This window comes from Amaricoccus solimangrovi, from assembly GCF_006385685.1.
Lineage (GTDB): Bacteria > Pseudomonadota > Alphaproteobacteria > Rhodobacterales > Rhodobacteraceae > Amaricoccus > Amaricoccus solimangrovi.
Genome location: NZ_VFRP01000078.1, coordinates 1 through 3,129, shown reverse-complemented (window position 1 = coordinate 3,129; position 3,129 = coordinate 1). Strand labels below are relative to the sequence as shown.

The 3,129-nt window shown below is 69.0% G+C and carries 4 protein-coding genes; all 4 read right to left on the bottom strand.

From position 1 onward, the window contains the following. Nucleotides 1-38: 38 nt before the first annotated feature. From FJM51_RS24070 to FJM51_RS23165, 4 genes are read right to left on the bottom strand one after another with little or no spacing between them, the layout of a single operon-like run. On the bottom strand, nucleotides 39-188 hold the full coding sequence (locus FJM51_RS24070; protein ID WP_181164737.1) for a hypothetical protein: 150 nt from the start codon (nucleotides 186-188) through the stop codon (nucleotides 39-41). After that, nucleotides 188-2,140, bottom strand: a complete 1,953-nt coding sequence (locus FJM51_RS23175; protein ID WP_140456458.1) for a hypothetical protein — start codon at nucleotides 2,138-2,140, stop codon at nucleotides 188-190. The genes FJM51_RS24070 and FJM51_RS23175 overlap by 1 nt, the downstream gene beginning before the upstream one ends. Then, entirely contained in the window at nucleotides 2,140-2,727 is a 588-nt protein-coding gene (locus FJM51_RS23170) for a hypothetical protein (RefSeq protein WP_140456457.1), read from the bottom strand. Before FJM51_RS23170 ends, FJM51_RS23175 begins: the two co-directional genes overlap by 1 nt. A gap of 2 nt (nucleotides 2,728-2,729) precedes the next feature. Next, on the bottom strand, nucleotides 2,730-2,960 hold the full coding sequence (locus FJM51_RS23165) for a hypothetical protein (RefSeq protein ID WP_140456456.1): 231 nt from the start codon (nucleotides 2,958-2,960) through the stop codon (nucleotides 2,730-2,732). Between the last annotated feature and the right edge of the window lie 169 nt (nucleotides 2,961-3,129).

Below are 3,129 nucleotides of genomic sequence, written 5' to 3'. Positions count from 1 at the left end.
GCGCCCGCTTGGTCGCGGCATTGATGTTCCCCATTCGATCAGCTCCAGGTCAGGATTTGAAGGTTGCCCGCGCCGTCGGTCCAGACGAGCGGCTCCAGAGAATCGTCGTCGGCGGTCCAGATCAGGTAGTCGCCGCCGATGGCGAGACCGGCCGAGCCGGTCGAGATGCCGATGCCAAGCCCGATCATCAGGCGAGCGCCTTGAGCGAGACGGCTTCGAGCGTCGCGAGACCCGCCGTCTTGCGGCGGATCGAGACATGGGCGGTCGTGCCCGTGGCGGTGAAGTCGACGTAGCCCGAGCCGGAGCGGTCGTTCGCCGCGACCATCTGCTGGCCGAGGTTGCTGGTCCCGACGCGGAAGGTCATCGCGGCGCTGGCGGAGGTCCAGGCCAGTCGGTAGGTCGTGCCCGCGACCAGCGTGACGACCTCCTGCGCGTAGGCGGTCTGGGCCCCGTCTCCGGTCAGGCGCAGCGCGCCGCCGGAAATCCCCGCGGCGGCGGATCCGCCCGTGTTGCCGAGCGTCCAGTCGGTCGGGGCGGAGAAGTCCGCGTTGACCAGGACCTCGTCGCCATCGGCGGGCGCGCCCGGTTCGGACGCCCCGCTGTAGCCCGTCACGTTACGGATATCGATCCGGGCGTCGGAGAAGGTGACCGAACCGGTGAGGCTGACGGTTCCGATGCCGGGATAGGGCACGGAGGACGATCCGGGAACGTAGATGCCCTTGACGCCAGACCCAGAGGTGTTGGTGAAGATCACGTCGCCCAGGTCGTAGCCGCCGCCGGTCGGGGTGCCGAGCACGGTGTAGAGCGAGCAGCCGTTGATTTCGGTCCGGTCGAAGGTGAAGCCGACGTTGTCCTCGAGCGCGCACACCCCGGTGAAGTTCTGGATGCCGAAGGCGAAGGCATCGGCCGGGCCGGTGATCACATTCCCGCTCCCGCTCACATCGGCGCGCAACTCGTAGGCGAGGATGATCAGCTTCTGGGCGTAATCGACGCCGCCGCTGAGGGTGTTCACGTCGCTGACGTTGATCGTGTTGTCCTCGATGACGGTCGCCCCGCCGCGCGAGGCGATGGCCGCGTTGCATCCCGAGACGGTGTTGCGCCGGAAGGTGTTGAAGCGGCTGTTGCCGTGGCAGTCGATCTGCTGCTGGTACTTCGGCTGGGTCGCACCGCTCGGGGAGACCAGTTCATCCGCCGCGCCGGGCGGGTTCGAGAATGTGCAGTCCTCCACCAGCGCGTGGATCGTATCGACCGCGCGATCGGTGCCGACCTCGACGCCGTGCTTGCAGTTGATCGCGGCGGACTGGCGGACGATGGCGTTGTAGCCCCCCATGCAGAAGCCGTAGCCCTTCCGCCCGCCGCCGCTCAGGCCGGAGTTGTTCGTGTAGCCGGTGGCCGAGCAGGTCTCGACGAGGTTGTTCAGCCCTTCCATCAGCGTGCCGCAGGCGGAATCCCCGTCGTCGACGAAGGCGATCCCCCGGATGGTCATGGATTGCCCGGACGCCTCGATCCCGTTCCTGTCGCTCCCGGTCGGCGAGCCGCCGCCGCTGGTGTCGATCGTGGCGCCGAGGCGGGACGAGTGGAACGTCGAGACGAGCGGCTTGTACCGGGTCACGTCGGAGACGCCCATCGAGCCGGCCGGGGCGATGACCGCGGGCGAGAAGGTGATGGCGGTGCCGGCGACGTTCGTCACCTGCGCCCACCAGCCCCATTTGTAGGAGCCCGAGCCGGGCTTCGCCGTGGTGCCGACGAACTTGAGCACATCCCCGACGCTGATGTCCGAGCCGGGAACCGTGGTGTAGCTCGTCGCCCCGTCCGCGAGGCTGAAGCTGTGCGTCTTCGTCAGCCGGTTCTGGTTGAGGATCCAGCCCTTCGGCGCGAGGATCGTCGAGCCGTTGAGGTCGATGCTGATGCCACGGCTGATCGAATCCCGGTCGGAGAAGTAGTAGGTGCCCCCCGGCTCGAGGACGAGATCCGCGCCCGGGTTCGCGGCGGCCCATGCCTCCAGCACGTTGTTGTTGTCCGTCACCCCGTCCGCGACCAGCCCGGTGCCAGCCGTGGGCGTCGCCGGCGCGGCCGAGACCGGCGCCACCGCGTTGAGCGCGGCGACGGAGCAGCAGGCGAGGAAATGCCGCCGGAGCATCAGGAGAAGGCCCCGACCGCGCGGCAGGACACATTCGCGCCGGTGGTGATCTTGAACGCGCCGGTCTTCGAAACATGCCCGAGCGGGATCGGGAACGGGATCAGGCTCGGCACGCTGTCGGTCCCGCCGGCGAAGATGACCCTGCCCGAGGCGCCATCGAAGAGCGTGATCGCCCCGGGCGAGGTCGTGGCGGGGAAGACGACGACATGCGAGATGAAGTCCCCGGCCGCGCCGGCCTCCCCGAGCACCTGCGTCGTCTGCGACGCGGCCACGTCCTCGTAGCCGTCGCCGTGGACCCGCACCTTGCCGATGACCTCGGAACCGGCCGGGAGCGAGGGCATGGCCTCCACCGTGACGTTGCCGATGTTCACACCGGCATTGGCCGCGAGCTTGCCGATCGGGGCGGTCCCGGCCGGGAGCGGGCTCGCGACCTGAACCTGCATCTTGCCGGAGACGATCGCGGCCACGATCTCCGCGAGGGCGGTGTTGCCGGTGTCCTGCCTGGCGCCTGTCGCCGGGTCGTTGTTGATGTAGGCGACTTCGGTGCCGCCTTCGCCGTCATCGACGGTGATCGTGGTGATGGTCATGGCTACGCTCCGAAAAGGATGGGGATGAGCTGTGGGGCGACCTTGGGCTGGTCCTCGTCAGGTGTCGGCGGGGCGGTCGTGACCCAGGTCATGATCCGAAGGTCACCGGCGCCGTCCGACCAGAGGAGCGGCGCGACCGAGTCGTCGTCGGCGGTCCACAGCAGGTATTCCCCGCCGATCGCGAGCCCGGTGGTTCCGGGCCAGATGCCGATCTCCGCCGCGGTCAATGTCACCGGCCTCCTTCACAGGCGCGGATCTCCGCGCGCACCGCGGCGTAATCTGCCATGAACCCCGGCAGCGTTGCGCCCTCGGGCATCGCGGCGATCTCCGCCGCCGCGCGGGCCTGGTCCTCGAGGCTGTAGGGATAGAGCGTCGGGCAGGCCTCAGAACCGGCCATCGCGC